This is a genomic window from Paracoccus sp. FO-3 (assembly GCF_006386455.1).
GTDB classification, from domain to species: domain Bacteria; phylum Pseudomonadota; class Alphaproteobacteria; order Rhodobacterales; family Rhodobacteraceae; genus Paracoccus; species Paracoccus versutus.
This window is the reverse complement of sequence record NZ_VCBQ01000209.1, coordinates 1-3,219: the sequence shown is the minus strand read 5'-3', so window position 1 is coordinate 3,219 and position 3,219 is coordinate 1. Positions and strand designations below refer to the sequence as shown.

The window sequence follows — 3,219 nt, the reverse complement described above, 5'->3', positions numbered from 1 at the left end:
CGGGTTTTACTCCGCCGTTGACACCGACGGCGTTCTGGCAGACTGCGCTCCAGACGTTCGGGGCGACCTGTCCGAAGCCCGGCGCGCCGTTGCGCGACAGGCAGATATAGCCGGTCCAGGTATGCTCCATGGTGACGCCCCGCAGCATCGGGAAGCGTTCGTCGAACAGGCGCTGGTGCTCGGCCCGGATCTTCAGCCGGCGTTCGTCGGACTGGCGCAGGCCGGGGCAGAAATGGATGTTCTGCCGGATCAGGATGCGGCGATCGTTGGTATAGCGCATGGTGATGCCGGCAAAGGCATTGGCCGGGGTCGAGCCCCAGGGTGCGATATTGCCGAAGGCCGCCTGCTCGGCTTGCGTCAAACGACGCGAGAGGCTCGCATGCGCCGCAAAGTTCAGCAGCCTGCCCCTCCAGAAGCCGAAGCGCATGGCCAGGCCGTTCACCGCCAGGATGGCCTTGGGCGCCCGGACCGAGCCATGCGCGGTCCGAAGCGTGATCGTCGGGCCGAAATCCGCCTCCAGCACCGGGCAATTCTCGTAAAGCGTGACGTTTTCCGGCAGGGTGTCGCCCAGCCCCCGGTTCAGTGCCGCCGGGTTCAGAAGCACCGTGCCGGGCGTATAGACCGAGGCCGCGAAGTGCCGCGTGCCCAGGCGCCGGGCGGTTTCCCCGGCATCCAGCCATTCGTAAGGCTCGCCCAGCCGCTTCAACTCCTCGACCGTGGGCCGCAGGATCTGCTCGGCGCCGCGCTCCGAACTGGCGGTATGGTATTTGCCGTCCTCGCTCCAGTCGCAGTCGATGCCGTGGCGCTGCACGCATTCGCGCAGCGAGGCGATCCCCGCGCGGGCAAGGCGCAGATAGGCCCGGCCCTTGGCCAGTTCCTCGAGCGACGAGCCGACATTATGCGGCAGGTCGATGGCAAAGCCCGAATTGCGGCCGGAGGCCCCTTCGCCCAGCTGCTGCGCGTCGAACACCACGATCTTCGCATGGGGGCGCAACTCGGCCAGACGGCGCGCCGCACCCAACCCGGCATAGCCCGCGCCGATCACCACGACATCGGCGGTGATGTCTTTGGACAGCGACGGCCTGGGTTGGCGCAGCGGCAAAAGCGCGGACCAGCCATTGGTGCGGTCGTCCTTGGGAAGCAGCGAGATCCGCGTCATGCAGCCGCCTCTGTGGCCCAGCTTGCAGGCTGGAGGCTGTAGAACACCAGCGCATCCTCCGAGACATAGCGCACCTCGGTGCCGGCGGGCAGCCAGATCGTGTCCATGGGCCCGGCCTCGAGCCGGCCTTGCGGCGTTTCGACCGCGAATGTCCCCGAGATGACCAGGATCAGCTCGTCGTATTTGACCTGCCAGGGAATGTCCGCATCCCGGAACCTCGCGAAGCCGCCCGCAAGCTCGCTGCGATCCGCAAGGCCGGCGACCTCCACGACCTCGGCCATCGCGGGATAGGCGAAACGCGGCTGGAAACGCAGGTCGGAAAAGCGGTTCAGGCGCGCCGGCGCCTTGTCGGCATTCGTCATCTTTCTCTTCCCCCCGGTCATGCCATCTGTTCTGGTGCAGAAAGGAATCGTCCAACGCCATACAGTGGTGTATTGGAAGATACAGACGTGTATGGAGCAGTCAATGAAAAAGCGCCAGCTGATAGAGCGTGTCAGCAAGGAAGCCGAGGAGGATCATGCCCAGCCCCGGCTGACACGCGCGGACTGGCTGGAAAAAGCCCTGGAAATGCTGATCGAGAACGGCATCGACGCGGTCAGGATCACCCGGCTTGCGGATCTGCTGGGGGTGACGCGCGGCAGCTTCTACTGGCACTTTGCCGACCGCAACGAATTGCTGGAGGCCATGCTGGACGTGTGGCAGCAGTCCAACACGGCCAGCGTCATTCAGGCCGCGACTGCGCCGGGCACGCTTCAGGACCGCATCCTGGCCCTGTTCATCTGCTGGTTGGATCCCGAACTGTTCGATCCGCGGCTCGACTTCGCCGTGCGCGACTGGGCGCGGGGCGATGCCGCGCTTCAGGCGGTCATCGCGCAATCGGACCAGCAGCGGATGGACGCGCTGATCGCCATGTTCGCGGCCCATGGCTTTGCCGAACGCCAGGCGATCATCCGGGCGCGCAACTTCTATTATACGCAGATGGGATATTACGCGCTGAACGTGCGAGAGCCCCTGTCGGTCCGGCTGTCCTATGTCGCCACCTATTTCGAGACCTATACCGACGAAAAGCTGGACCCGCAGGCAGAGGCCGATTTTCGCCAGAAGGTCATCGCGCGAAAAGAGCTGTGGGGCGACGAGCGCATACCTGCTCGTTGATCAAGCCGATGCATGCGCTTGGCTCGGTTCAGGCCATCAGCCGCCCCTCCTGACCGCCGGGATCGCCAACCTGACCGCCTTTGGATTCCCGCCACGTCTTCGCCTATTATAAGAATTTCCACGAAGCCGTCGGCCACCAAGACAGGCTGGACGAGCAGATGGGTGTTCCCGAAACCCTTCTCAAACGGCGAAAGGAGATCAACACCAGGACCATCGAAAAGCGCCGCTGGCTGCATCGGCAGACCGCGGCATAGGCTGAACCCCCAACGAGCCAGACCGTCGAGCACCAGCAGCCGATCGAGAACGAATTCGATTTCGGCGAGCCCGCCGAGGACACGGATAAGGACATCGCCCGCAGCAGCCGCATGACCCGCAGGATGCTGAGCGTCGCCCGACAGGCCTCCATGGACAAAGGCGACGGGATCGAACTCTAGGAGGGCGTCATGGCGAAATCACCCCGCAAGAAGCGCCTCTCGGTTTATCTGGAGCCGGACATCATGCAGGCCCTGGCCGCCCATGCCGCGCGGCGCAACCAGTCCCTGTCGCTGATCGCCGAGGCCGGGATCGCCTCCTTCCTGTCCCCCGACGCCGCCGAGCGCCAGGAGGCGGCGCTGATCCGCCGCCTCGACCAGATGGACCGCCGCCTGACCCGGCTGGAGCGCGATCTCGGCATCGCCGTCGAGACGCTCGCAGTCTTCATCCGCTTCTGGCTCACCACCAGCCCGCCCCTGCCCGAGCCGGCCCAGCAGGCCGCCCGCGCCAGCGCCGCCAAGCGCTACGACGCTTTCGTCACTACGCTCGGGCGCCGACTGGTGGAGGGGCCGAAACTCAGGCAGGAGGTTGCGGAGGAGGTGGAGAAAGCGCCGTAGCCCTTACCGCTCGGATGAGAAGTTCGCCTTGAGATA

The 3,219-nt window shown here is 65.3% G+C and carries 4 protein-coding genes; 2 read left to right on the top strand and 2 right to left on the bottom strand.

Annotated elements, in window-relative coordinates; genetic code table 11:
- Together FE811_RS26250 and FE811_RS26245 are read right to left on the bottom strand one after the other, a co-directional pair.
- Window positions 1-1,159, bottom strand: a 1,159-nt coding sequence (locus FE811_RS26250; RefSeq protein ID WP_140849433.1) for an FAD-binding oxidoreductase, incomplete at its 3' end; no start/stop codon positions are given.
- Window positions 1,156-1,521: an ethanolamine utilization protein EutQ gene (locus FE811_RS26245; protein ID WP_052096344.1), complete on the bottom strand. Its 366-nt coding sequence runs from the start codon at window positions 1,519-1,521 to the stop codon at window positions 1,156-1,158. The genes FE811_RS26245 and FE811_RS26250, both read right to left, overlap by 4 nt.
- A 103-nt stretch (window positions 1,522-1,624) precedes the next feature.
- On the opposite strand from FE811_RS26245, the gene FE811_RS26240 reads away from it, so the two are divergent.
- The gene (locus tag FE811_RS26240) at window positions 1,625-2,314 is read left to right on the top strand and encodes a TetR/AcrR family transcriptional regulator (protein ID WP_072464382.1); all 690 of its coding nucleotides are present in this window, start codon (window positions 1,625-1,627) and stop codon (window positions 2,312-2,314) included.
- 443 nt (window positions 2,315-2,757) lie between these two features.
- Window positions 2,758-3,183 carry a CopG family transcriptional regulator gene (locus FE811_RS26235; protein WP_140849431.1) on the top strand — a complete coding sequence of 142 codons (426 nt, stop codon included), beginning with the start codon at window positions 2,758-2,760 and terminating at the stop codon, window positions 3,181-3,183.
- Window positions 3,184-3,219 lie beyond the last annotated feature (36 nt).